Below are 25,668 nucleotides of genomic sequence, written 5' to 3' on the forward strand. Positions count from 1 at the left end.
GTCCGTCGGTTGCAGATAAGAAGCCAGGCATTAAAACGAGTCTCCGCCCACCGTACCGACTCCGGGCGCGCTGGGTAGGCTCGGAGGACCCGAACAGGAGCCCCCCATGACCCGCGTCCACGCCTATGCCGCACCGAGCGAAGCGGCACCGCTCGAGAAGACCGTCATCGAGCGTCGTGAGCTCGGCCCGCTCGATGTGCTGATCGACATCGCCTTCGCTGGCATCTGCCACTCCGACATCCACACGGTGCAGGGCGACTGGGGCCCGCAGCAGTACCCGCTGGCCCCCGGGCACGAGATCACGGGCACGGTCGCCGCGGTCGGCGCCGAGGTCACGAAGCACCAGGTGGGCGACCGTGTCGGCGTCGGCTGCCTCGTCAACTCCTGCGGCGAGTGCCGCAACTGCCTGCGCGGTGACGAGCAGTTCTGCTCCGAGGGCGCGGTCTTCACCTACGGCGCTCCCGATCGCGACGGCACCATCACCCAGGGCGGGTACTCCGAGCAGGTCGTCGTGACCGAGAAGTTCGCGCTCCGCATCCCCGACGGCCTCGCGCTCGACGTGGCGGCTCCGCTGCTGTGCGCGGGCATCACGACGTACTCGCCGCTGAAGCACTGGAACGTCGGCCCTGGCACCCGCGTCGCGGTCGTGGGACTGGGCGGTCTCGGTCACATGGGCGTGCAGATCGCGCACGCGCTCGGCGCGGAGGTGACCGTGCTGTCGCAGACGCTGAACAAGAAGGACGACGGTCTGCGGCTCGGCGCCGACGACTACCGCGCCACGAGCGATCGAGACACCTTCCGCGACCTGCGCTCGTCCTTCGACGTGATCCTCAACACCGTCAGCGCGGTGATCGACATGCGCTCGTACCTGAGCCTGCTCGACGTCGGCGGCACCATGGTGTGCGTGGGAGCGCCCGCTGAGCCTCTGCCGGTCCAGGTCATGTCGCTGATCGGCGGGCGCCGCTCGCTCGCCGGCTCCAACATCGGCGGCATCGCCGAGACGCAGGAGATGCTGGACTTCTGCGCCGAGCACGGCATCGCCGCGGAGATCGAGGTGATCCGGGCATCCGAGATCAACGCCGCCTACGAGCGGGTGCTGGCATCGGATGTGCGCTACCGGTTCGTGATCGAGGCGGCCACGTTCGCGGCCTGAACGACGCGGATGTCCGGGGCGGTGGATAGCCTCGTCGCATGACCTCGCTGATCACGGGCCCCGATGCCCGCGCCCGCTGCTTCTGGGTCGGCGACGACGTCGAGTACCGCCGGTATCACGACGAGGAATGGGGCACGGCCCTGCGCGGCGACCGCGCGCTGTTCGAGAAGATGTCGCTGGAGGGGTTCCAGGCCGGGCTGTCGTGGATCACGATCCTGCGCAAGCGGCCGCGGTTCCGCGAGGTGTTCGCCGGCTTCGATCCCGAGGTCGTCGCCGAGTTCGGCGAGAGCGACGTGGAGCGTCTGATGACGGATGCCGGCATCATCCGCAATCGCGCCAAGATCGAGGCCACGATCGGCAATGCGCGGATCGTGCGGGGAATGGGCGAGGGGGAGCTCGATGAGCTCATGTGGTCGTTCGCGCCGCCAGCTTCCGGCATCCGCCCGGCGACCATGGCCGACGTGCCCGCGGTGACCCCCGAGTCGGCAGCTCTGAGCAAGGAACTGCGTCGTCGCGGGTTCCGCTTCGTGGGACCGACCACGATGTATGCGCTGATGCAGTCGGCGGGGATGGTCGATGACCACCTCGAAGGATGCTGGCGCGCCTGAACGCGGAACGGGCAGACCTGCCCGTCAACCGATATACCGGTCGCGGTTAGGATGAACGGGTGCGCCGCCGGCCCATCGGGCTGCGGCGGAGAGCCGAAGAGTGTGTGTGACCCTGGGGGGAACCGGGTATGAAGGCGTTGACGTGGATGCGCGCGCGACCCAAGACGCTGGCGGCAGCCGCCGGAGTCACCGCCGGTGTCATCGCGATCACCACGATGGCGTTCGCCTACGAAGGCTTCCCGACGACCAAGGTCGACCTGAACGACGGCGGCGTCTGGATCACCAAGACGTCGAGCCTCATGGTCGGTCACTTCAACCACGAGTCGACGGTGCTCGACGGCGGTCTGCGCACCACCGGTGAGAACTACGACATCCTGCAGGACGCCTCCAACGTCCTCGTCGTGGACGAGGACGCCTCGACCGTCACGTCGGTCGACCCGGCGCGGGTGCTGCTCAGCGACTCGACCGTCATCCCGGGAGCGGCGAAGGTCGCACTCGGGAGCGACACCGCCGCGATCCTCGACGAGAAGTCCGGCGACCTCTGGGTGGTGCCCGTCCGAGGTCTGGCCTCGTTCGAGATCGAAGCCGCGGAGCCGCTCGTCGAGCTGGGCGAGAACGCCGACGTCGCCGTGGCATCCGACGGCACCGTCTTCGCGCTCGCCGCGGAACGCGGCGAGGTCGTGACCGTGCCCGTCGACAGCGAAGGGCAGCCGGGGGAGCCCTCCGCGGCATCCGTCGGCGAGATCGACCTCGCCGAGCGTCCTACGATCACTGCCGTCGGCCGCACCCCCGTGGTGTTCGATGCGGCGGCCGGCGTCGTGACGACTCCGGGCGGATTCCGCACCGAGATCAAGGGCGCGCAGGATGCCGTGCTGCAGCATGCCTCAGCCGATACGGATGCCGTCGCCCTCGCCACTCCGACCGCACTGCTGCGCGTGCCCCTCGACGGCGGCGAGCCGACCGAGACGACGGCGGCCACGGCGGGGAACGCGGCGGCACCGGTCTGGCTGCGTGGCTGCACCTATGCCGCCTGGGCGGGTTCCGCGACGTTCATCCGCGAGTGCGCGGGAGACTCGAACGATGTGAAGGCACCGATCGAGGGCGCCGAGACCTCGACGAGTCTCACGTTCCGAGTGAACCGCGACGTGATCATCCTCAACGACGCCGTCGGCGGTGCGGCATGGATGGCCGACGAGAGCCTGCAGCGGGTCGACAACTGGAACGACCTCACCCCGCCCGAGGGCGAGACCGAGAACCAGGACGAGTCCACCGAGGAGACCGTCGAGACCACGCTGCCGGAGCGCAGCGAGGTGAACACTCCGCCCGTCGCGGAGGACGACTCCTACGGGGTGCGCGCGGGCGGCACGACGCTGCTCCCCGTGCTCGACAACGACAACGACCCCGACGGCGACGTCCTCGTCGCGGCGCTCGCCGAGCAGCAGCCCTCGATCGGCACGGTGCAGCCGATCAACAACGGTGGCGCGCTGCAGATCGCGGTGGACGAGAAGGCCTCGGGTTCCACGACGTTCAGCTATGAGGTCGACGACGGCCGCGGCGGCAAGGACACCGCCGTCGTCACCCTGTCGGTGCGCGGAGAGAACGAGCACGCGGCACCCAAACCCAAGCGGAAGACCTCGCTCGCCGTCGAGACCGGTGGAACGATCTCGTACAACATCCTCCCCGACTGGATCGACCCGGACGGCGACGACATCTACCTGCAGGACGTCATCGCCGCGCCGGGCGACGAGGTCGACTTCAGCAAGGACGGGCAGATCACCTACAAGGCGACCGCCAGCCTGCAGGGGCGCAAAGACGTGCAGGTCTCCGTCGCCGACGCTTTCGGCGAGGTCGCGACCGCGACGATCGCGCTCGACGTCCGTCCGCAGGGATCGACCGATCCGAAGACCAACGCCGACCACGTGATCACCCGCGCCGGCGAGCAGGTGACGGTCGCGCCGCTGACGAACGACACCAGCGCCGGACGAGAGCCGCTGCGCCTCAGCCGAGTGCTCGACACGGCCGGAGCCACCATCCTGCCGGACACCCCGAACAAGACCTTCTCGTTCACGGCCGAGGCGACCGGGGTGTACTACGTGCAGTATCAGGTCACGACCGGGCCCAAGAACGGGGAGGGACTCGTGCGCATCGACGTCATGCCCGAGTCCGAGTCCGACCTCCCACCCGTCGCCGTGCGCGACGTCGCTCTCCTGCCCACGGGTGGAGACGTGCTGCTCGGAGTGCTCAACAACGACACCGATCCCGCCGGCGGCATCCTCGTGGTCCAATCGGTGACGATGGAGCCGGGGAGCGGCATCTCTGTCTCGGTGCTCAACCACGAGACCCTCCGCATCACGGATCAGGGTGCGCTCGAGGATCAGATGCGCATCTCGTACCGCATCTCGAACGGATCCAAGTCCGCCGACGGCGAGGTCGTGGTGATCCCGATCCCAGCCTCGGACGAGATCCTCCAGCCGATCGCCAACCCCGACACCGCCACCGTGCGCGTGGGCGATGTCGTGTCGATCCCCGTGCTCGACAACGACACGCACCCGAGCGACGACGTCCTGCACGTCGCGCCGGAGTTGATCGAGCCGTTCGTCGAACCCGAGGACGGAGAGGCGTTCGTCTCTCAGGACACTGTGCGCTTCAAGGCCGGCACGGAACCGGGGACGGCCTACCTGACGTACGAGGCGACGGATTCCCGTCAGCAGAAGGCTGCCGCGTACGTCACGGTGCAGATCCTGCCGATCGACGAGGAGACGAACGCCGCGCCGCGCCCCCTCGATCTGGTGGCACGCGCGCTCGCGGGCACCGAAGTGAACATCGCGGTGCCGCTCGATGGCATCGATGCCGACGGCGACTCCGTCGAACTGGTCGGGATCGAGTCGAGTCCGACCAAGGGGCGGGTATCGAACGGCCCGAACTTCATCACGTACGAGGCCTCGGACGGGGCGTCGGGAGTCGACGTCTTCAAGTACCGTGTGCGCGATCGTCTCGGCAAGGAGGGCATCGCCACCATCCGGGTCGGCATCGCGCCGACCGAGCAGATCAACCAGGCCCCCTATGCGGTGAAGGATGCGGTCGTGGTCCGTCCGGGACGCGACATCGCGGTGCCGGTGCTGGAGAACGACTCCGACCCCGAGGGCGACAAGCTCGCGCTCGTCGAGGACGGCCTCGAGCTGCCCGACAACCTGGACGCCCGCGTCTCCGGCGACCGCGTGATCGTCGAGGCGCCCGAACAGTCGGCGGAGACCTCGCTGCAGTACACGGTGAGCGATGCCCGCGGTGCGACCGCGACGGCGACCCTGCAGGTGACGGTCGACGAGAACGTGCCGCTGCAGGCTCCGGTGGCTCGGGACGACCGGCTGCAGCCCGCCGATCTCACCGACGGCGGACTGACCGCCGATCTGGAGATCCTGTCGAACGACGAGGATCCCGACGGCACGAAGGACCGGCTCGACGTGACGGTGGGAGACGGGGGCACCCTGCTCGAGGACGGCAAGGTGCGGGTGACCGTCACGGACGAACTGCAGCTGATCCGCTACACCCTCACGGATCAGGACGATCAGCAGGCGTCGGCGTTCATCTTCGTCCCGTCGAGAGCCGACCTCCGCCCGACGCTGACCTCGACGAAACCGCTCGAGGTCGTCAGCGGCGAGACGAGGAAGCTGCCGCTGTCGGAGTACGTGACGGTCGCCGGCGGCGGCGACGTGGTGATCACAGAGGCGGCGAAGGTGAGCGCGAACCATGCGAACGGCGCCGACCTGATCGAGGACGCGTCGACGCTCGTCTACACCTCGGCAGACGGCTTCTTCGGTCCCGACGCCCTCACGTTCGAGGTCACCGACGGCACCGGACCGGACGACCCGGAGGGGAGGAAGGCGACGCTGAGCATCCCGATCAACGTCCTTCCGCCGGATAATCAGCAGCCGACGCTCATCCAGGGCCAGGTCGACGTCGCTCCGGGCGAGCCCGCGGTCGCGCTCGACCTCGCCGCCCTCACCGACGACCCCGATCCGGAAGACAAGGGCAAGCACGACTTCACGCTCACGGACGGCGAGGGCGCCGGCATCTCCGCACGCATCGACGGCGACAGGCTTCTGGTCGAGGCCTCCCCGAACGCCAAGAAGGGCACGGCGGCGACGCTGACGGTGCGGGTCACGGACGGCACCACGGAACCCGTCGAGGGAACCGTGACGGTCCGCGTGACGGCCTCGACGCGTTCCATGCCCACGGCCAACACCGACACCATCGCCGAGGCGGATGCCGGCGAGAGCATCGACATCCCCGCGTTGGCGAACGATTACAACCCGTTCCCCGAGAGCCCGTTGAAGATCGTCTCGGCCGTCGTCGAATCCGGACGAGGCGCGACCAGCTTCACGGACGACCAGGTGACGGTCACGCCCGCGGAGAACTTCGTCGGCACGCTCGTCGTGCGCTACCGCATCCAGGATGCGACGGAGGATGCCGACCGCGAGGTGAACGGGCAGATCGTGGTCACGGTTCAGGACGTTCCGGCAGCTCCCGGTGTGCCGACCGTCGCCAGCGTGCAGGACCGCACCGTCGTGGTGTCCTACTCCGCGCCGTCGAACAACGGGGCCGAGATCTCTAAGTACACGGTGAGGTCGGTGGGCGGTGCGCCCTACTCGAAGGACTGCCAGTCGACGACCTGCACGCTCGACGGTCTCACCAACAACGTCGAGTACACCTTCCAGGTCACGGCGACCAACCGCGTCGGCGAGTCGGAACCGTCCGGTCTGTCGGCGCCGGCGCGGCCGGATGCGCGTCCGGACACGCCTAATCCGCCGACGCTCGCGTTCGGCGACAAGTCGCTCGAGATCGCCTGGACGACGCCGTCGACCCCCGGATCACCCGTCGAGCGGTACACCCTCGAGATCTCGCCGGCCCCGCCGTCCGGGATCACGCAGAAGGAGGTCACCGGTAACTCGATCGTGTGGGAGGGCCTCGAGAACGGCTCCGACTACCAGGTGCGGGTCCAGGCGCACAACCGCGCGCCCGACCCGTCGAGCTGGAGCGGATGGTCGGCATCCGAGATCCCCGCCGGTCCGCCGCTGGCCGCCGGAGCCCCCACCACGCAGGAGCTGTCGCCCGTCGATCAGCAGGCGCAGATGCAGGTCAACTGGTCCGCTCCCGACAAGAACGGCGACGCGATCGACAGCTACCAGCTCGAGGTGCTGCAGAACGGCCGCGCCGTGCGCACGCTCACTCCGGGCCCGCAGGCGACGAGCCAGGCGGTCGTGGTCGCGACGTCCGAGACGCCGTACACCTATCGCATCCGCGCGCACAACAAAGCGGGCTGGGGTGCCTGGAGCGAGCAGTCCGCCCCGCGTCGCGGAGTCGTCGCTCCCGGTGCTCCGACGAGTCTGCGGATCGTCACCGAGGGCGATCGCGCGCTCGCGATCGACTTCAACGCGGGGTCGAGCGGCGGCGCATCGTCGAGTGAGATCGCGTATCAGTACCGTCTGAACAACGGAGACTGGGCCGGCGTTCCCGGCAACAGGACCATCAGCGGGCTCACCAACGGCGCGGACTACACCGTCCAGGTGCGCGCGGTGGCGACGGTGAGCGGCTCGACCTACTCCAGCCGGGAATCGAATGCCGTCACGGGCAACCCGCATGGCACGCCGCATGCGCCCGCTGTGAGTGCTGCGCAGCTGCCCACGCAGGTGCAGCTGAGCTGGAACGCGAACGGCTCCCCGAACGGGCGGCCCATCCAGGTCGTGCAGGTCAGCATCGACGGCGGCGGCTGGCAGAACGTCGGCATCGCCGGCTCGATGAACGTGGGCGACGGCTACAGCCAGGTGCACAGCATCAAGTCACGGGCGCAGGACAGCACCGGTGTGTGGTCGGCGGAGAGCGTGACGGCCTCCGCGAGCTCCGGCGCGCAGCCGCAGCCGCGTTGGTGGGCGTCGCAGGGACCGGACTCCGGCAACTGCAATCCGGACACCTGCTACTACCTGAACATCAACTACGCGAACATCACCCCGGGCATATACAACATCCGCTGCCTCGAGAACGGCGTGCCGTTCCGATCGTCGTCCGGGCAGGTGTCGCAGTACAACCGGTACAACCTCGGAGCATCGGGAACGACCACGCTGAGCTGCTGGCACGGAGGCATGAACCGCACGCTGCAGGCCGACATCCAGAACGTCGGCGCATCAGAGGGGACCACATGGCCGTGATGCCGGTCGCGATGGGGAAGTCTGCCCATTGGGACCGGGCGAACGCGCCATTAGGATGAACTGATGTATCGCACCGCGTGAGGGCGGGTCGGATCGCGATTCGAGATGCAGAGCCTGGGGGGAGACCGGGATGAAGGCACTGTCGTGGATGCGTGCGCGCCCGAAGATGCTGGCGTCGGCGGCCGGCGTCACAGCGGGTGTGATCGCGATCACGACGATGGCGCTCTCGTACGAGGGCTTCCCGACGACGAAGGTCGATCTGAACGACGGCGGCGTCTGGATCACCAAGACATCAGACCTGCTCGTCGGGCATTTCAACCACGAGTCCACGGTGCTCGACGGCGGTCTGCGCACAGCCGGTGAGGACTTCGACATCCTCCAGGCCGCAGCGAACGTGCTCGTGGTCGACGACGGAGCCTCCACGGTCACCGCGGTCGATCCGGCTCGCGTGTCACTGGGAGACTCGGCCCGCATCCCGTCTTCCGCGAAGGTCGCCCTGGGGGCCAACACCGCCGCCATCCTCGACCGAAAGTCCGGCGATCTCTGGGTCGTGCCGGTCAGGGGCATCGCCTCGTTCGAGATCGAGGCGGCGGATCCGGTCGCCGAACTCGGCGAGGGCGCGGATGTCGTGGTCGCCGAAGAGGGCACCGTGTTCGGCCTCTCGAGCGCCGACGGCGAGGTCGTAACCGTTCCCGTCGACAACGAAGGCGAACCGCTGGAGACGACGACCGCCTCGATCGGTGAGCTCGATTCTTCGGAGCAGCCATCCATCACGGCCGTCGGCCGTACCCCGGTCGTGCTCGAACCCGCATCCGGCGCGGTGCTGACACCGGGCGGGTTCCGCACCGAGATCCCGGACGCGGACGGCGCCGTGCTGCAGCAGGCCTCGGCGGAGACCGCGGCGGTGTCCGTGGCTACGGCATCCGCTCTGGTGCAGGTGCCCCTCGACGGCAGCGAACCCACGACGACGGATGCCGGTGGCCAGGGTGCCGCAGCGGCGCCGGTATGGCTGAAGGGCTGCGCCTACGGCGCCTGGAGCGGCACCGGGGCTTTCCTGCGGGAGTGCGCCGGATCGGCGAACGATGTCTCGGCGAAGATCGAGGACGCGCAGGAGTCGAAGAGCCTCGTGTTCCGTGTGAACCGCGACGTGATCATCTTGAACGACGCGGTGGGCGGCGCGGCCTGGCTCGCGAACGAGAGCCTGCAGCGCGTCGACAACTGGAACGACCTCACGCCTCCCGAGGGTGAGACCGAGAACCAGGAGGACTCCACCGAGGAGACCGTCGAGACGACGCTCCCCGAACGATCCGAGGTGAACACCCCGCCGATCGCCGAAGACGACTCGTTCGGAGTACGTCCCGGCGGCTCCGCGCTGCTGCCGGTCATCGACAACGACAACGACCCGGACGGCGACGTGCTGGTGGCGGCGATGGCCGACCAGCAGCCGTCGATCGGCACGGTTCAGCCGATCTACAACGGTGCTTCGCTGCAGATCGCGGTCGCGGAGGACGCCACCGGTACGGCGACCTTCCAATACGAGGTCGATGACGGCCGCGGCGGCAAGGACACCGCGACCGTGACGCTCTCGGTCCACGACGACGGCACGAACGGGGCGCCGACTCCCAAGCGCAAGACATCGCTCACGGTCGAGACCGGCGGGACGGTGTCGTACAACGTCCTCCCCGACTGGATCGACCCCGACGGAGACGACGTCTACCTCAAGGAAGTCCTGCCCGCGCCCGGCGACGAGGTCGACTTCAGCACAGACGGCCAACTGACCTACAAGGCGACGGCCAGCCTGCAGGGGCGCAAGGACATCCAGGTCACCGTCTCCGACGGCCTCGGCGAAGTGACGACCGCCACCATGTCCCTCGACGTGCGCCCGCAGGGTTCGACCCAGCCGAAGACGAACGCCGACCACGTGGTCACCCGCGTCGGCGAGCAGATCACGGTCGCCCCTCTCGCCAACGACACCAGCTCCGGACGGGAGCGGCTGCGCCTCGGCCGGGTCGACGAAGTCCCGGGCGCGACCGTGCTGCCCGACATCACGAACAACACGTTCTCGTTCACGGCTCCCGCCGTCGGCGTGTACTACGTGCAGTACCTCGCGACCGCCGGGCCAGAGAATGCCGAGGGCCTGGTACGCGTCGACGTGACCGAAGCCGCCGAGGTGACTCTGCCTCCGGTCGCCGTGCGCGACGTGGCGCTGCTGCCCACCGGCGGTGACGTGCTGATCGGCGTCCTCGCCAACGACACCGACCCCTCCGGCGGGATCCTGGTGGTGCAGTCCGTATCGGTCGAGCCGGACTCGGGGGTCTCGGTGTCGGTGCTCAACCACGAGACGCTCCGCATCACCGACCAGGGGACACTCGAGGAGCAGGTGCGCATCACGTACCGCATCTCCAACGGCGAGCAGTCCGCGGAGGGCGAAGTGGTCGTGGTCCCGATCCCGGCGCCCGATGAGATTCTGCAGCCGGTGGCGAACCCCGATTCGGTGAACGTCCGTGCCGGCGACGTGGTCACCATCCCGGTGCTCGACAACGACACGCACCCGAGCGACGACACGCTCCACGTCGCCCCCGAGCTCATCGAGCCGTTCGTCGACCCGGAGGACGGCGAGGCCTTCGTCTCGCAGGACGCGGTGCGTTTCAAGGCGGGCGCCGAGGCGAAGACGGTGTACCTGACGTATGAGGCGGTGGACTCGCGTCAGCAGAAGGCGGCTGGCTACGTCACGATCCAGATCCTGCCCGTCGACGAGGAGACGAATGCCGCGCCCCGACCGCGCGACCTCGTGGCGCGCGCGCTCTCGGGCACCGAGGCCGACATCGCGGTCCCGCTCGACGGCATCGACGCCGACGGCGACTCGGTCGAGCTCCTGGACATCTCGTCGAACCCGACGAAGGGCCGCATCACCGAGGTCGCACAGGACTACTTCACCTATGAGGCGCTGGACGGCGCCACTGGTGTCGACGTCTTCAAGTACCGGGTGCGCGACCGTCTCGGCAAGGAGGGCACCGCCACGATCCGCGTGGGCATCGCGCCCGCGGAGCAGGTCAACCAGTCGCCGTACGCGGTGAAGGATGCCGTGGTCGTGCGTCCCGGCCGCGAGATCGCCGTGCCCGTGATGCTCAACGACTCCGACCCCGAGGGCGACAAGGTCTCGCTGGTGAAGGACGGGCTCGAGGTGCCCGGTGAGCTGGAGGCGCGCGTCTCCGGCGACCGCGTGCTCGTGCAGGCACCCGACCGCGCACTCGAGTCCTCCCTGCAGTACACGGTGAGCGACGCGCGCGGCGCGACGGCGACCGCCGTGCTCCAGGTCACCGTCGACGAGAACGTGCCGCTGCAGGCGCCGGTCGCGAGAGACGACAGGCTGCGGCCCGCCGATCTCAAGGACGAGGGTCTGACGGCCGACCTCGACATTCTCGACAACGACGAGGATCCGGACGGCACGACCGAGCGCCTCGAGCTCGAGGTCGGGCCCGGGGCCACGGTGCTGGAGAACGGCAAGATCCGGGTCACCGTCACGGATGAACTGCAGCTGATCCGGTACACGCTCACCGACCAGGACGACCTGCAGGCATCGGCGTTCATCTTCGTCCCGTCGGAGGACGGGCTCCGGCCGAGCCTCACCTCGACCAAGCCGCTCGAGGTCAAGAGCGGCGAGACGAAGGACGTGCCGCTCGACAAGTACGTCACCGTCGCCGGCGGAGGGGATGTCGTCATCACCGAGCACGCCAAGGTGAGCGCGCTCAAGTCCGACGGATCCGATCTCGTGAAAGACGAGCGCACGCTGGTCTACACCTCGGCTCCCGGCTACTTCGGGCAGGACGCGCTGACGTTCGAGGTCACCGACGGTACCGGACCGGACGATCCGGAGGGGCGCAAGGCGACGCTCAGCATCCCGATCAACGTGCTCCCGCCCGATAACCAGCCGCCGGAATTCATCGGCGGTCAGGTGAACGTCGCCCCTGGCGAACCGGCGACGGAGCTCGACCTCGCCGCGCTCACCGAGGATCCCGACCCGGAGGACAAGGGTAAGCACGAGTACTCCCTCCTCGACGGCGAGGGCAAGGGGATCAGCGCCAGGATCGACGACGACAAGCTCCTGGTGGAGGCGTCATCGAACGCGAAGAAGGGTGCCGCGACCACGTTGACGCTGCGCATCAGTGACGGCGAGACCGAAGCGGTGGAGGGCTCGGTCCTCGTGCAGGTCACGGCATCGAATCGCGCGATGCCCGCCGCCAACACCGACACCGTCGCGGAAGCCGACCAGGGCAAGACGGTCACGGTGCCGGTGCTCGCGAACGACTTCAACCCCTTCCCGGAGACGCCGCTGAAGCTTCTGAACGCGGCTGTCGAGACGGGCGCCGGCAGTGCCAGCACGAAGGGGAACGATGTCGTCGTGACCCCATCGCAGGACTTCGTCGGCACGCTGGTGGTGCGATACACGATCGAGGATGCGACCGAAGATCCCGACCGTCACGCCACCGGCCAGGTCGTGCTCACGGTGCAGGGCGTTCCCGGCGCGCCGGGCGCACCGAGCGTGACGAGCGTGCAGGACCGCACGGTCGTGGTGTCGTACGGCGCCCCGTCGAACAACGGCGCCGAGATCACCAAGTACACGGTGAAGGCGGTGCAGGGCGGCTCGTACGCGAAGGAGTGCCAGTCCACGACCTGCACGCTCGACGGCCTCACGAACAACGTCGAGTACGTCTTCCAGGTCACGGCGACGAACCGCGTGGGCGAGTCCGAACCCTCCGGCTCGTCGGCCGTCGCCCGCCCGGACGCACGACCCGACACCCCGAACCCGCCGACCCTGAAGTTCGGCGACAAGTCGCTGCAGGTGGCATGGACCACGCCGACGACACCGGGTTCGCCCGTCGAGCGGTACACGCTGCAGATCTCGCCCGCCCCGCCCTCCGGCGTCTCTCAGAAGGAGGTGACCGGCAACTCCCTCACCTGGGAGGGGCTCGAGAACGGCGGCAATTATCAGGTGCGTGTGCAGGCGCACAACCGCGCGCCGGATCCCTCGAGCTGGAGCGGCTGGTCGGCATCCGAGATTCCCGCCGGTCCTCCGCTGGCCGCGCCCGCTCCGACGACCGCCGAGCTCGCGCCGGTGGGCAACCAGGCCCAGATGCAGGTGAACTGGCAGACGCCGCCCGCCAACGGCGACGCGATCAGCAGCTACCAGCTCGAAGTGTGGGAAGGCAGCACGCTCCGCAACACCCTGAGCCCTGGCGCGGCATCGAACAGTCAGGCCGTCGTCGTCCCGACCTCGGAGACCGCGTACACCTACCGGATCCGGGGATACAACAAGGCCGGCTGGGGCGAGTGGAGCGCGATGTCGGCGCCGCGTCGTGGCGTGATCGCCCCCTCGGCACCGCAGATCAGCGCCGTCAATCCGGGCGACCGGTTCGTCGATGTGGTGTGGACGCAGGGCAGTCGCAACGGCGCCTCGACGAACGAGGTCAGCTACCAGTACCGGCTCAACGGCGGGAGCTGGGCCGGCATGCCGGGGAACAATCGGATAGGCGGCCTGAACAACGGCACGTCCTACACGGTGGAGGTCCGCGGAGTCTCCACGGTCAGCGGCTCGCAGTATGTCGGGGCGCCGTCGAACGGCGTCGCGCAGACCCCGTACGGTCAGCCCCAGGCGCCGGCCGCCAACGCGAGGAACCTCGGCACGAGCGTCGAGGTCAGCTGGAACTCGGCACGCTCGTACAACGGCCGACCGATTCAGAACACCCAAATCAGGATCGATGGGGGCAACTGGCAGGACGTCAGGGCCGACGGCTCACGAACCGTGGGCAACGGCTACGAGCAGACCCACAGCATCGACGTCAGGGCTCAGGACTCGACGGGCGTCTGGTCACCGGTCGCATCGGCATCCGCCCGGACCGACAACAGGCCGGATCCCCGCGCCTTCGTGACGCGCGGCGCGAGCGCGGTGGGCGAGGACGGCTGCAGCAGCGCCTCGTGCGCGTACTTCGTCGTCAACACACGCGACTTCAACGCCGGCACCTACAACATCACCTGCCACTCCGACCGCGGTCGCATCGGCTCCGGCACCTATACCCACAATCTGGGTGCCAACGACAGTCAGCAGCTCGGCTGCTACTTCGGATACCCGGGCGTCAACACCTGGGTGGAGATCAACGGTAAGGCCTACGAGAAACGCGGCTGGTAGCCGCGTCGACCGTTCGACAGACAATCTCAAGCGACTAAGAGAAAGCACCACCGACATGAGCATGACCCCCGAGCAGGCCGCCTGGTTCCAGGGAACCTTCCAGCGCCTCGTGGACAACATCGACAAGGCCGTGCAGGGCAAGCGGGAGATCGTCGGCCTCGTGCTGGCGTCGATGCTCGCCGAGGGACACGTGCTCCTCGAGGACGCTCCAGGAACCGGCAAGACCAGCCTCGCCAAGGCCCTGGCCGCGACCGTGCAGGGTACGAGCGCCCGCATCCAGTTCACGCCCGACCTGCTGCCGTCCGACGTCACCGGCGTCACGATCTACGACCAGCAGCAGCACCGCTTCGAGTTCCACAAGGGCCCGATCTTCGCGTCGATCGTGCTCGCCGACGAGATCAACCGCGCCTCGCCGAAGACGCAGTCCGCCCTTCTCGAGGTCATGGAGGAGTCCCGGGTCACCGTCGACGGCGTGACGCACGAGACGGGGCGCCCCTTCCTCGTCATCGCGACGCAGAACCCGATCGAGCAGGCCGGAACCTACAAGCTCCCCGAGGCGCAGCTCGACCGCTTCCTCATCAAGACGTCGATCGGCTACCCCGACCTCGCGGTGACCGAGAGCATCCTGGCCGGAGCGTCCGACCGCAACCCCTCGGCCGGCCTGGGCGCGATCATCACGACGAGTGCCGTCGCCGACATGGCCGATCTCGCGGCATCCGTGCACGTCGAGCCCGCCGTGCTCCGCTACGTGGCCGAGCTGGCCGAGGCGACGCGCAATGACCCGGCGACCCGTCTGGGGGTGTCGGTCCGAGGTGCGATCGCGATGATCCGCCTCGCCAAGGTGTGGGCGGCGGCGCACGGCCGCCACTTCGTGCTCCCCGACGACATCAAGACCCTCGCGCGTCCGGCATGGCAGCACCGTCTGCTGCTCGACGCCGAGGCCGAGTTCGCCGGCACCAGCAGCGACACGGTCGTCGCTCGCGTGCTCGACGGGATCGCTGCACCCCAGGCGCGAACGGCGGCCTGATGACGACGGAGGCACTCGCGGCGCCGTCGGCGCAGACGGAACGCGACGCCGGATGGCGTGACGTCGCGGCCGTCATCGGCGCGCGCGTCCTGACGCGCCTCCGTATCATCGGCTCCGCCATCCGCCCGCTCGCGTGGGTGCTGATGGGGATCACGATCGCGTTCTGGATCCTCGGCCAGGTCGCGGGGTGGGCGGAGTTCATCATCGCGGCGATCGTCATCGCGATCACGGTCGCGCTCTGCGCCCTGTTCCTGATCGGGCGCACCGCGTACGACGTGTCTCTCGACCTCGCGCGCACGCGAGTGGTCGTCGGTGAGCGCGCTGTCGGCGCTCTCACCCTGGCGAACCGCGGCGCGAGGGCGATCCTGCCGTCGCGCATCGTGCTCCCGGTCGGCTCGGGCCGCGGCGAGTTCGGCATCCAGCGTCTCGCGCCCGGCGAGGAGGCGGAGGAGCTGTTCGCGATCCCCACTCAGAAGCGCGGTGTCGTGAAGGTCGGTCCCGTCAGCGTCGTACGCGGCGATCCGCTCGGGCTGTTCGAGCGTGCACACCGCCGCGACGACCCGGTCGACCTGTTCGTGCACCCGAAGACAGTGCTCTTCGACGGGCAGTCGCTCGGCTACCTGCGCGACCTCGAGGGCATGCCGGCGGCCGACCTCTCTCGCGACGACGTGTCGTTCCATGCCCTCCTCGAGTACCAGCCCGGCGACGACCTGCGTCACGTGCACTGGAAGTCGACCGCGCGCACCGGCACGATGATGGTCCGCCAGTACGAGGAGACCCGCCGCTCGCACTTCGTGATCGGCCTGTCCCGCTCGGGCGCCGATTACGCCACCGCCGACGACTTCGAGCTCGCGATCTCGGCCGCCGGATCCATCGGTCTCCGCGCACTCCGCGACTCCCAGCGCGTGGACATGCGTGTGCAGGGGAGGGAGCTCCCGTCGGGCACCGGCAAGCAGTTGCTCGACTCGCTCTCGGCGGTCGAGAACAGCAAACCGCGCGAGGGCGGCATCGCCGAACTCGCCGGCGTCCTCTCAGCCACGATGCCGCTCGCGAGCGTCGTCGTCCTGGTCTGCGGGTCGAAGGTGCGGCCCGACGACCTTCGTCTGGCCTGCTCGCGGCTCCCGTTCGGCGCGCGCGCCCTCGCCGTGGTCGCCGACACGTCGGTGACGGGCCCGGCCCTCCGGCGCATCGGCGAAGCCGACGTCATCACCATCGGCGCGCTCGACCAGATCCCGCTCGCCCTCCAGAAGGTCCTCGCATGACCGCGCCTGCCCCTGCATCCGCCGCGATCTCCCTGCGCCGCTGGATACTCGACCTCGCAGCGTCCGCCGTTCTCGTCGCCGTCGCACTCGTCGGCTTCTGGCCCTCGTTCGCCGGTCCCTCCTTCCTACCCGCCGCGATCGGCGGCATCGTGATCGGACTCGCGATCGCCGGCGTCGCCGCCTGGCGCCGCTGGGGCATCCTGATCATCACCGGGCTGGTCGTCGCCGCGTACTTCGTCTTCGGAGCCGCGTTCGCCCTCCCGCATACCGCGATCCTCGGATTCGTTCCGACGCTCGAGACGCTGCAGAAGCTCGCGCTGGGCACGGTCACCGCCTGGAAGCAGATGCTCACGACCGTGGCGCCGGTCGCTGCGGTCGACGGGCACCTCATCGTCCCGTTCCTGCTGGCGCTCGTCGCCACGACGCTCACGGCATCGCTCGCGCTCCGCTTGCCGATCGTGGCGTGGGCGCTGCTCCCCGCGGGCGCGCTGCTGATGCTCGTGATCGCGCTCGGCACCCCGCAGCCGGCCTTCCCCGTCGTGCAGGGTCTCGTCTTCGCCGTGGTGAGCATCGCCTGGATGGCGCTGCGTCAGATCTGGGCGCCGCAGAACATGGCCGTCTCGGTCAGCGAGGTCGATCCGTCGCGCGCTGCGCACATGCGCATGCGGCGGCTGATCGCGGGCCTCGCCGTGCTGGCGGTCGCCGGCGGCGCGGGCGTCGCCGCGAGCGCGATCGCCGCCCCGGCCGAACCGCGGCACGTGTTCCGCGACGTGATCATCCCTCCGTTCAACATCCGCGACTATCCGAGCCCGCTGCAGGCGTTCCGCAAGAACGTCCGTGATGACGTCGACGAGACGCTCTTCACGGTGCAAGGGCTGCCGAAGGGCGCCCGCATCCGCACCGCCGTGATGGACGAGTACGACGGAATGGTCTACAACGTCACCGACGGCGGGCCCACCTCATCGAGCGCGTTCTCGCCACTGCGGTCCAACATGTCGCCGGATGCCGAGGGCGTGCCCGTCACGCTCAACATCGCGGTGGACGAGTACAGCGCGGTCTGGATGCCGGCGGCAGGGGAGCTGTCCGAGATCCGCTTCACCGGCGATCGCGCCGAAGAGCTGCGGCGCGGCACCTACGTGAACGCCGAGACCGGCACCGCCGTGTCCACGGTGAAGCTGCAGAAGGGCGACGAGTACTCCGTCGACGCCGTCATGCCGAACGCTCCCGATGACGATCAGCTCGCCGAGGTGGAGTTCGGAACCGTGGCGAAGCCGAAGCAGAGCAACGTTCCCGAAGAGCTCACCGCCCTGGCGGCTGAGACGGTCGCCAGTGCCGAGTCGCCCATCGAGCAGGTGCGCGCGCTGGAGAGCTTCCTCTCCGAGGGCGGATTCTTCAGTCACGGGCTCGAGGGCGAAGTGCTCTCCCGCGCAGGTCACACCTCCGAGCGCATCACCACTCTCATCGGCGGGGACCAGATGATCGGCGACGACGAGCAGTACGCCGTCGCGATGGCTCTGCTCGCCGGAGAGCTCGGCATCCCCACCCGCGTCGTCATGGGCTACTACCCCGACGAGGAGCAGGAGGGCGAGGCCCTCTTCACCGCCACGGGCGACAACGTGCACTCGTGGGTCGAGGTGAACTTCGAGGGCTTCGGCTGGCTCAGGTTCAATCCGACGCCGCCCGAGGACCAGGTTCCCAACGACCAGAACACGAAGCCGCGCGTCGACCCGAAGCCGCAGGTGCTGCAGCCGCCGCCCCCGCCGCAGGAACCGGTCGACCTGCCGCCGACGCTCCCGGACGACCGCGAGTCGGAGGACGAGAGCCTCAACCTCGCCGGCCTCATCGGCGCGATCCTCCTGATCGGCGGGATCACGCTCGGCATCCTCGCGCTGCTCATGTCGCCGTTCATCGTGATCGGCGCGTGGAAGGCGGCGAAGCGCCGATCGCGCCGGGCCGCGGCCCGCACGGCCGACCGGATCAGCGGCGGCTGGGACGAGCTCACCGATCGCGCCGTCGACTATGGCGCCCGGCTCACGCCCGGGGGCACTCGACCCGAGGAGGCCGCGGCCGTGGTGGCGACGCTCGCCGTGCCGCGCGTCGCGGATCTCGCGCAGCGTGCCGACGCCGACGTGTTCGGTCCCACCGACCCGACCCCGGAGGACGTCGAGGCGTTCTGGAGCGAGGTCGACACGATCGTCGGCGGCCTGGGGGAGGACGCCGGCTTCTGGAAGCGCACGAAGGCCCGCCTGAGCCTCCGGTCGCTGCTGGGCGGATCGGCGATCTCGAACGGTTTCCAGGGGCTCCGAGAGGCCGCGACCGCGCGCGTGCGCCGCGAACCTGGCACGATCGAGAACAGCAACACGAGTACACCCGTCGCACCCGAGAGCGAGACCCCATGACGCAGCCCGCGTTCGCACAGATCGCGCCGATCTCCCGCCGCGCGATCGGTTACCTCATCGACGCGGTCATCGCTGCCGGTCTCGCCATCGTCCTCGGCGGCGGGCTGCTGCTCGCCGTGACCCTTTCGGGCAGCATCGAGGCCGGGCTGACGACGCTGCTCATCGGCGGTCCGATCGTCTCTCTCCTGCTGCTCGGCTGGTTCGTCGTCTACACGCTCATGCAGTCGAAGAACGGCTCGATCGGCATGCGTGCGCAGGGCCTGCGTCTGGTGTCGGCACGCGACCAGGGACCGCTCGGATTCGGACGGACCCTTTTGCGCAACATCATCTTCGGGCTCGCCGGCTCGATCGTGGTGGGCTACTTCACGCCACTGTTCGACGGCTCCGGGCGCTTCCAGGGCTGGCACGACAAGGTCGCGGGATCGCTGATGTTCGATTCGCGGGCGACTCCTGCCGGAGCCCAGGGTGGCGCTCCCGCGACGACCGCGATCCCGGTCGCCGGTCAGTCGGCCGAGCAGGCTCGACCGGCTGCTCCGGCGATTCCCGGCATCCCGCATCCCTCCACGCCGTCGCTCGCATCGCCGCCCGCGGCGTCCGCCTTCCCCGCGCAGCCCGCGGCGCCGGCTTTCCCCGCGCAGCCCGCGGCACCGGCTTTCCCTGTGGCACCCGCGGCGCCCGTGCTCCCCCCTCAGCAGCCCACGCCGGCGTTCCCCGTCGTGACGCCGCCGGCCGAGTCGGATTCGCTGATCGCCTTCGTCCCCGGGATCACGCAGGATGCTCCGCCGCCGCGCGTGACGCCGCCCCCCGCACCTCAGCCGGATGCCGAGTCCGAGCTCGACGCGACCGTACAGGGCTATCCCGTGGCGCGACCGGACGCCCCGAGCGCCCCTCCGGCGCCGAGCATCCCGACCGTTCCTCCGGCGCCCGCGGTTCCGGTGCCGACGGTCACGGCGCCCGAGTCCCAGGCCCCCGCGCCCACCGCGCCCGAGTCCGAGGACATCGAGGACACACGGATCAGCATTCCCGGTCACCGGCTCGTCTTCACCTGGGATGACGGCACACGCGTCTCGGTCTCGCGGCGCACGATCTTCGGTCGCAACCCCGCGGCCGAAGACGGCGCGGTCGTCGTGCCGGTGCGCGACGAGACCCTGTCACTGTCGAAGACGCACTTCGAGGCGGCCGCGGAATCGTCCGGCGGGTGGGTGCTGGATCGCCACTCGACCAACGGCACGACACTCGTCCGCGACGGACAGCGGATCGCGTGCCCTGCGGGTCAGCGCGTTCCCGTGCGGCTCGGAGATGCGATCGAGATCGGTGATCGCATCGTCACGATCGGGGGCTACGCATGAGGCCCGCGCTCATCGTCTCGACGGGGTCGGCGACGCACCCCGGACTCCGTCGCGCCCTCAACGAAGACGCCCACCTCGCGAGTCCTCCCGTGTTCGTGGTCGCCGACGGCATGGGCGGCCATGAGGCGGGCGAGCGCGCGAGCGCCGCGGTCATCGCCGAGTTCTCCAGCTCGATCGGCCGGGCCTCGCTCGAACTCGACGACGTGCGGCTCGCGCTGTCCCGTGCACGGGCGAGTGTCGAAGAGCTCTCCACCTCGGGCAACGGGCGCGCGGGGACGACCCTGAGCGGCGTGGTCATCGCCTCGGTCGACGGCATGGGCTACTGGCTCGCGGTCAACATCGGCGACTCCCGCACCTACCGGCTGGCCGATGGCGAGCTCGAGCAGATCAGCGTCGACCATTCGGTCGTGCAGGAGCTGATCGAGGCCGGCGAGATCACGGTCGAGGATGCCGCGACCGACCGGCGCCGCAACATCATCACGCGCGCGATCGGGGCCAGCAGCACCGGCGACGCCGACTACTGGCTGTTCCCCGCCGAGCTCGGCGATCGGATCATGGTCTGCTCCGACGGCCTGACCTCCGAGGTGTCCGACGCTCGCATCCGCGACGTGCTGCAGAACACCCCGGATCCGCAGAAGGCCGCAGACGTGCTGGTCGACGATGCCGTCACCGCCGGCGGCAGGGACAACATCACCGTGGTCATCGTGGATGCCGTCTCGGTCGCGTCGCGACCGGGGACGCTCCTGGAGACGGATTCGGACATCGACATGGACACGCGGCCGCGTGAATCCGCAGCAGGAGGGGTTCGCTGATGCAGACCATCTACCGACCGGGCCAGTGGTATCTGATCGTCATCCCCGGAGCGCTCGTGGCACTGCCGCCCGACGTCCCCGGAGACGTGGTGGCGCGTCTGTGGGAGCGGCTGCCGGAGCACAAGACGCTCGCGACCGTGGTCGACGTGCTGACCGCACACGCCGGGGGAGCGTTCGCGTCGCTCCCGCCGTTCGTCGCTGCGGTGGCGGAGGGCAAGGACATCCGCATCGCGCTGCGCGGCGGGGTCAGCGCGCGTGTGAGCGGCGGCACCGAGTCGCACCAGTTCTCGGGCGCCGAGGTGACCACCTGGAGCGAGCGGTTCGTGGGAGGCGCCTCTCGCGTCGAGATCACGGTCGAAGCGGTCGAGGGGGCAGCTGCCCTTCCCGTGCACAGCGGTGTCGTGCGGGCAGCCGCCGTGAGCGCGGAGCTCGAGGACGAAGACGGCCGCGACCTCGCAGGCTCGCTGGGTCCGGTGCCCGTGATCGAAGCGGATGCCGCCGGGGCGTCGGCCGCGGTCCTCACGAGCACGCCCGCGCCATCGATCGCCGATTTCGGGGGAGGAGTGCCGGCGACGGCATCCGACGATACCCCCGCTGCGCAGTCATCGTCGGAGTCCGACGACGCGGATGCCGAGGAGCCGACCGAGACCGAATTCGAGCCCTCCGTGGTTCCCTTCGAGCCTCTCGACGCGGACGCAGCTGCCGCACCGGTCGCCGATGAACCCGCAGATGAACCGGTCGGGGATGAGGACCACGCCGAGGAACCGGTCGCGGATGAGGACGTCGCGGATGCAGCGGAGGCCGCCGAGCCCGTCGCCGCTGGGGAGGAGAGCGCTGTCGACGACACGTCGGCCGAGGAACCGGTCGATCCGCTCGACGAGCTGTTCCCCGATGCCGAGTCGATCGAATCGATCGTGTCCGAATCCGAGCCTGCATCCGCACCGGCGGTCGACGGAGCGACGATCGTCCCGACCGAGGTCACGCTGGCCCCGTCGAACGAGGACTTCGACCAGCTGTGGGGCGCCACGGTGCACTCCGTCCCCACCGCGGGAGCGGCGCCTGCGGCGCCGGTGCCGCAGGCCGCTGCCTTCTCGGCACAGGGCGACCACGACGGAGCGACGATCTCGGCCGCCGAGCTGCGGGCCATGCGCCAGCAGCAGCCCACGGGTGATGACGTGCCGACTGCCGTCATCCCTGTCACGCCGGGGGCGACCGGCCGGGTGCGGGTGTCGACCGGCCAGGTCGTCGCGCTCGATCGCACCGTCATCATCGGACGCCGTCCGCGGTCGACCCGCGCCAGCGGGGCGAATCTGCCGCATCTGATCGCCGTCGAGAGCCCGCAGCAGGACATCTCCCGCAGCCACCTCGAGATCAGGCCGGAAGGCGACACCGTGGTGGTCATCGACCTGCACACCACGAACGGCTCGACTCTGCTGCGTCCCGGCGCCGATCCGATCCGTCTGCACCCCGGCGAGCAGACCCTCGTGCTCTCCGGCGACGTGGTCGACCTCGGCGACGGCGTGAAGGTCGCGTTCGAGGACCTCCCGTGAGTCGTCCTCCCTCTCCGCCGCCGGTGCTGCCCGGCTTCCGCTATCTCGAGCCGCTCGGTACGGGCGGCTTCGCCGACGTCTTCCTGTACGAGCAGGAGATGCCGCGCCGCCAGGTCGCGGTCAAGGTACTGCTCGCCGATCGCATCTCCAGCACCGCGGCGCAGGAGTTCGCCGACGAGGCGAACGTGATGGCGATGCTGTCGACCCATCCGGCGATCGTCACGATCTATCAGGCGGGCGTCGCCGGCGACGGCCGTCCGTACCTGGTGATGGAGTACTGCCCCCGCCCGAACCTGCAGCTGCGGGCCCGGCGCGAATCGTTCTCGGTCGCCGAAGCATTGCGCGTCGGCGTGCAGGTCGCGGGAGCGGTGGAGACGGCGCACCGCGCCGGAGTGCTGCACCGCGACATCAAGCCGGCGAACATCCTGGTCACGGCGTACAACCGGCCGGCGCTGACCGACTTCGGAATCGCGTCGACGACCGGAGCCACCGGCGAGGCGTCGGGTATGTCGATCCCGTGGTCCCCGCCCGAGTCGTTCGCCGAGACCCCGACAAGTGGCCCTCGCACGGACGTGTGGGCGCTGGGCGCGACGCTCTACACGCTGCTCGCCGGACGCTCGCCGTTCGAGCGGCCGGGGGAGCGCAACTCCAGCGCGGACCTCATCGAGCGGATCGAGCGCGCCGCGCTCACGTCTCTCGGGCGCCCGGATTCGCCGGAGAGCCTGCAGCGCGTCCTCGAGCGCGCGATGGCGAAGAACCCCGACGATCGCTATCCGAGCGCGGTGGCGTTCGCACGTGCCCTGCAGAAGGTGCAGATCGAGCTCTCGCACTCGGTGACCCCGATCGACATCGTCGACGATCACCCGACCGCGGAAGATCTGGACGACGACGGCGACGGCCTCACCCGAGTCCGCGAGATCGTGAGCATCGACCCCGATGTCTCAGCCTTCACGCGTCCCTCTGCCGCTACCCAGCCGAAGAGTTCGCTGCCGGCTCTGCCGGATGTGCCGCGGTTCGACTCACCGGCTTCGGCGGGCGCCGTCGACGAAGCGACACAGATGCGCGTGCCGACGGTCGGCATGCCGCCGGCGCCCGCCGCGCCGACCCCGGACGACCGTACGATCGTGCGTCCGCCCATGGTGGTCGCACCGCACGCCCCGGCATCCGTCGTCCCTGCCCTGGCGTCCCCGCCGGGTCCTCCCGTCTCGCCTGCCGCCGGTGCGCCCGCCCTCGCGAACCCCAAGAACCGTCGGGGGCTGTGGATCGCCCTGTCGGCGGTCGCGGCCGTGATCGTCGTCGTGGGGACCATCGTCGGACTGAACGCGCTGGTGGCCGGCATCGAGACGACTCCCGAGGCCACCGAGAGCGCCGACCCGCAGGACGTGGTCTCCGATTTCGTGCCGAAGGTGGCCGACCTCAGCGGAGCCCGACAGGGCGAGCTGATCGTCTTCACCTGGTTGAACAAGGACCCGCAGGAGGGCGACACGTTCATCTGGGAAGTCGTCGACGTCTCCGGCCAGGGAGAGCCGCAGCAGGCCGAGGATGCGGTCGCGCAGCTTCCCGCGAGTGCCGGCACCGTCTGCATCGACGTGATGCTGCGACGCGACGACGGACGGGTCTCCGAGCGCGTGCGGGGGTGCGTCGACTGACATGATCTGGGAGATCGACGAGCAGAAGCAGACGATCGAGGGACTCGACGCGCAGGGCCGCCCCGATCCCGCGTACGCCGCGGCCCTCGGGCTGCTGCGCGCCCCGTTCGGCCGACGCGCGCTCGCCGCGATGATCGACGGCGGTATCTGGGTGCTGCTGCAGCTGCCCCTGTGGATCGGTGCACTGCCGCTCGTGCTCAAGCTCGCGAGCGGATCGATCTCGTCCTACGGCTTCATCAATCACCCGGATTTCGTGTTCTCGGTCGTCATGGCATCGGTGTCGACGCTTCTCAGCCTCATCTTCCTCATCGTGCAGCTGCTCCTCCACGGCCTGAAGGGCCGGACGATCGGCAAGGGCCTCACGGGTCTGCGGAGCGTCGATGTGCGCACGCTCGAGCGTCCACGCGTCGGCGCCGTGCTGCTTCGCTTCCTCATCGTCGTGGCCGCAGGCATCGTCCCCGTGCTGGGACCGGCGGTCATCCTCGCCTCTCCGACGTTCGATCCCGAAGGCCGCGGGCGCGGGCTCCACGACAAGGCGACGAAGATCTGGCTCGTCGATGTGCGCAACGGTCTGAACCCCTATGACGAGAAGCGCATGCGCGTCGCGCGCAAGGTCGTCAAGGCCGAACCCACGCCGGAGCGCTCCGCGCTGCCCTCCCTCGCCACCCCGGTGGACCCGGGGGCGCAGCCGCAGTACCGGCCGGGCAGCCGGGTGAGTGCCGGAGTGCTCGGAGTCGCACGACCGTACGAGGCGCACGAGCGTCCGACGGTGGGTCTGCCGACCGTCGCGCCGGTGGTCGATCTCAGCACGGGCGAATCGGGCAAGCCGGTGCTCGGCGGGTACCGCATCCCGGACGGAGAGCGCACGGCCGGCACGGACCGCTCGGTCGCTGCCGCTCCGACGGCTGCCCCCGTCGCGGCGCAGCCGGCTACCGCTGCACCGGCGCCGCAGCCCACGGCCGTTCCGGCGCCGCAGCCCACGGCCGTTCCGGTGGCGCAGCCCGCGCCGCCGGCATCCGACCCGGCATCCGTCCCCGCTCCGGCACCGGTCTCTGTTCCTGAGCCGGTCGCACCGCCCGCCCCGGAGCCCGCCGTCCGCTTCGGGCTGCGCTTCGACACGGGCGAGAGCATCCTGATCACCGAGCCGGTGGTCCTCGGACGCAACCCGGATGCCGCCGAGCATCCCGGTGCCCGCGCGATCGCACTCGTCGACGACAGCCGTTCGCTCTCGAAGACGCACATGCTGGTACGGCCGGTCGAGGGAGGCCTCGAGGTCATCGACTGCCGCTCGACGAACGGGTCGGGCCTGATCCGCGGCGGCACCGAGTACGGCATCGCCGCGGGGACGCCCGTGCAGACGGTGGACGGCGACAGGATCCGGCTCGGCGACCGCGTGGCCGCGGTGGTCCGCGCGTGATCGCACGTGAACGAATGACGATGGTCGCTGGCGCGCTCTGCGCCGTGGGGGG

The 25,668-nt window shown here is 69.7% G+C and carries 12 protein-coding genes; all 12 read left to right on the plus strand.

The features are described from left to right. Positions 1-106 precede the first annotated feature (106 nt). The 12 genes from RS85_RS13895 (at position 107) to RS85_RS13950 (ending at position 25,616) form a co-directional block, all read left to right on the plus strand. On the plus strand, positions 107-1,153 hold the full coding sequence (locus tag RS85_RS13895; RefSeq protein ID WP_046014057.1) for an NAD(P)-dependent alcohol dehydrogenase: 1,047 nt from the start codon (positions 107-109) through the stop codon (positions 1,151-1,153). 38 nt (positions 1,154-1,191) lie between these two features. After that, the gene (locus RS85_RS13900) at positions 1,192-1,761 is read left to right on the plus strand and encodes a DNA-3-methyladenine glycosylase I (protein WP_046014058.1); all 570 of its coding nucleotides are present in this window, start codon (positions 1,192-1,194) and stop codon (positions 1,759-1,761) included. Positions 1,762-1,889: 128 nt separating this feature from the next. Beyond that, the gene (locus RS85_RS13905; RefSeq protein WP_046014059.1) at positions 1,890-7,964 is read left to right on the plus strand and encodes an Ig-like domain-containing protein; all 6,075 of its coding nucleotides are present in this window, start codon (positions 1,890-1,892) and stop codon (positions 7,962-7,964) included. A gap of 130 nt (positions 7,965-8,094) precedes the next feature. Next, the gene (locus tag RS85_RS13910; RefSeq protein WP_046014060.1) at positions 8,095-14,151 is read left to right on the plus strand and encodes an Ig-like domain-containing protein; all 6,057 of its coding nucleotides are present in this window, start codon (positions 8,095-8,097) and stop codon (positions 14,149-14,151) included. A gap of 55 nt (positions 14,152-14,206) precedes the next feature. After that, the gene (locus tag RS85_RS13915) at positions 14,207-15,178 is read left to right on the plus strand and encodes an AAA family ATPase (RefSeq protein WP_046014061.1); all 972 of its coding nucleotides are present in this window, start codon (positions 14,207-14,209) and stop codon (positions 15,176-15,178) included. Next, positions 15,178-16,440, plus strand: coding sequence for a DUF58 domain-containing protein (locus RS85_RS13920; protein ID WP_046014062.1), 1,263 nt, complete (start codon positions 15,178-15,180; stop codon positions 16,438-16,440). Before RS85_RS13915 ends, RS85_RS13920 begins: the two co-directional genes overlap by 1 nt. Next, a complete protein-coding gene (locus RS85_RS13925; protein WP_046014063.1) occupies positions 16,437-18,839 on the plus strand; it encodes a transglutaminase-like domain-containing protein in 2,403 nt (800 codons plus the stop codon). Before RS85_RS13920 ends, RS85_RS13925 begins: the two co-directional genes overlap by 4 nt. Continuing rightward, positions 18,836-20,188, plus strand: coding sequence for an RDD family protein (locus RS85_RS13930; protein WP_046014064.1), 1,353 nt, complete (start codon positions 18,836-18,838; stop codon positions 20,186-20,188). The genes RS85_RS13925 and RS85_RS13930 overlap by 4 nt, the downstream gene beginning before the upstream one ends. Beyond that, complete coding sequence (locus RS85_RS13935; RefSeq protein ID WP_046014065.1) at positions 20,185-21,000, plus strand: PP2C family protein-serine/threonine phosphatase; 816 nt, start codon at positions 20,185-20,187, stop codon at positions 20,998-21,000. The genes RS85_RS13930 and RS85_RS13935 overlap by 4 nt, the downstream gene beginning before the upstream one ends. Next, positions 21,000-22,550, plus strand: a complete 1,551-nt coding sequence (locus tag RS85_RS13940) for an FHA domain-containing protein (protein ID WP_052703574.1) — start codon at positions 21,000-21,002, stop codon at positions 22,548-22,550. The genes RS85_RS13935 and RS85_RS13940 overlap by 1 nt, the downstream gene beginning before the upstream one ends. After that, positions 22,547-24,199 (plus strand): serine/threonine-protein kinase, encoded by a 1,653-nt coding sequence (locus RS85_RS13945; protein WP_046014066.1) that lies wholly within the window; start codon positions 22,547-22,549, stop codon positions 24,197-24,199. The genes RS85_RS13940 and RS85_RS13945 overlap by 4 nt, the downstream gene beginning before the upstream one ends. Position 24,200: 1 nt before the next feature. Continuing rightward, positions 24,201-25,616: an RDD family protein gene (locus RS85_RS13950; RefSeq protein WP_046014067.1), complete on the plus strand. Its 1,416-nt coding sequence runs from the start codon at positions 24,201-24,203 to the stop codon at positions 25,614-25,616. The last annotated feature ends 52 nt before the right edge of the window (positions 25,617-25,668 follow it).

The organism is Microbacterium sp. SA39 (assembly GCF_000967865.1).
Lineage (GTDB): Bacteria > Actinomycetota > Actinomycetes > Actinomycetales > Microbacteriaceae > Microbacterium.

Bases quoted from the DNA above. Each gene is read 5' to 3' on its own strand.
- RS85_RS13895 (WP_046014057.1), top strand. From the start codon at position 107: ATGACCCGCGTCCACGCCTATGCCGCACCGAGCGAAGCGGCACCGCTC.
- RS85_RS13900 (WP_046014058.1), top strand. From the start codon at position 1,192: ATGACCTCGCTGATCACGGGCCCCGATGCCCGCGCCCGCTGCTTCTGG.
- RS85_RS13905 (WP_046014059.1), top strand. From the start codon at position 1,890: ATGAAGGCGTTGACGTGGATGCGCGCGCGACCCAAGACGCTGGCGGCA.
- RS85_RS13910 (WP_046014060.1), top strand. From the start codon at position 8,095: ATGAAGGCACTGTCGTGGATGCGTGCGCGCCCGAAGATGCTGGCGTCG.
- RS85_RS13915 (WP_046014061.1), top strand. From the start codon at position 14,207: ATGAGCATGACCCCCGAGCAGGCCGCCTGGTTCCAGGGAACCTTCCAG.
- RS85_RS13920 (WP_046014062.1), top strand. From the start codon at position 15,178: ATGACGACGGAGGCACTCGCGGCGCCGTCGGCGCAGACGGAACGCGAC.
- RS85_RS13925 (WP_046014063.1), top strand. From the start codon at position 16,437: ATGACCGCGCCTGCCCCTGCATCCGCCGCGATCTCCCTGCGCCGCTGG.
- RS85_RS13930 (WP_046014064.1), top strand. From the start codon at position 18,836: ATGACGCAGCCCGCGTTCGCACAGATCGCGCCGATCTCCCGCCGCGCG.
- RS85_RS13935 (WP_046014065.1), top strand. From the start codon at position 20,185: ATGAGGCCCGCGCTCATCGTCTCGACGGGGTCGGCGACGCACCCCGGA.
- RS85_RS13940 (WP_052703574.1), top strand. From the start codon at position 21,000: ATGCAGACCATCTACCGACCGGGCCAGTGGTATCTGATCGTCATCCCC.
- RS85_RS13950 (WP_046014067.1), top strand. From the start codon at position 24,201: ATGATCTGGGAGATCGACGAGCAGAAGCAGACGATCGAGGGACTCGAC.